The organism is Vibrio sp. 970 (genome assembly GCF_033339075.1).
Genome location: NZ_JAWOTW010000111.1, coordinates 1 through 985, shown reverse-complemented (window position 1 = coordinate 985; position 985 = coordinate 1). Strand labels below are relative to the sequence as shown.

The following is a 985-nucleotide window of genomic DNA, read 5'->3' as shown; positions in this document are numbered from 1 at the left end:
TAGCGACAATCAGAACGCGGATAAGTGATCAGTTTGTGCTTTTCGTATAGTGCCTGACAAGTATCTAGCACCTGCTGCGCACTCATGCCATAACGCTTTGCTGCATCAATCTGCAAAGCAGATAATGAATATGGCAATGGTGCAGATTGCTTGGTTTGCTTCTGCTCTGATTCCTTCACTATCGCTGGCTGGTTCGCGATCCGATTAGCGACGTTTTCGACTAACTTGCGATTTAATACTCGCCCTTCTTCATCCTGCCATGGTTTGCAAGCCTCACTGGGTTTCCAGCGTGCGCGAATATCAAACGCCCCATTTTGGTCTTGATACGGGATCAATGCGTGCAGCGTGAAGTAATCTTTCGGAACAAAGTTTTCAATTTCTTCATCTCGACGGACGACAAGCCCTAGAACCGGAGTTTGCACACGCCCAACCGAGAGCACACCTTGGTAGCCAGCCTTTTGTCCCAGCAAGGTATAAGCGCGAGACATATTCATTCCATACAACCAATCCGCCCGTGAGCGCGCGAGAGCGGAAACAGACAGAGGAATAAAATCACGATTACTGCGCATTGAGCTTAGTGCGCGCTTCACTGCAGGTAAGTTCAAGTCGGAAATCAGCAAACGCTGTGTCGCTTCTTTCTTAGTTTTGGAAAGCTTGCAGTAGTCGAGAACCTCATCAACTAACAACTGCCCTTCACGGTCTGGGTCTCCCGCATGAATCACTTCAGTTGCTTCTTTGAGCAATTTACGAATCACGGTTAACTGCTTACTGGCACTTTTTCTCGGTCTAAGTTGCCATTGCTGAGGAACAATCGGCAGATCGGCCATGTTCCATTTTTTGTAGCGTTCATCGTAAGCGTCTGGCTCAACTTGCTCTAGCAAATGACCAATACACCACGTCACCACATCCCCATTTCCCCACCAGATAAAGCCCTGGTCTTTCTTTTGGGGCTTAGGTAAAGCAGCCGCAATAGCACGGCCTAGAC

At 48.4% G+C, this 985-nt stretch carries 1 protein-coding gene; it reads right to left on the bottom strand.

All coding sequences use genetic code 11. The features are described 5' to 3' along the window. On the bottom strand, positions 1-985 hold a 985-nt coding region (locus R7Q11_RS25070), incomplete at both ends, for a DNA topoisomerase (RefSeq protein WP_263857193.1).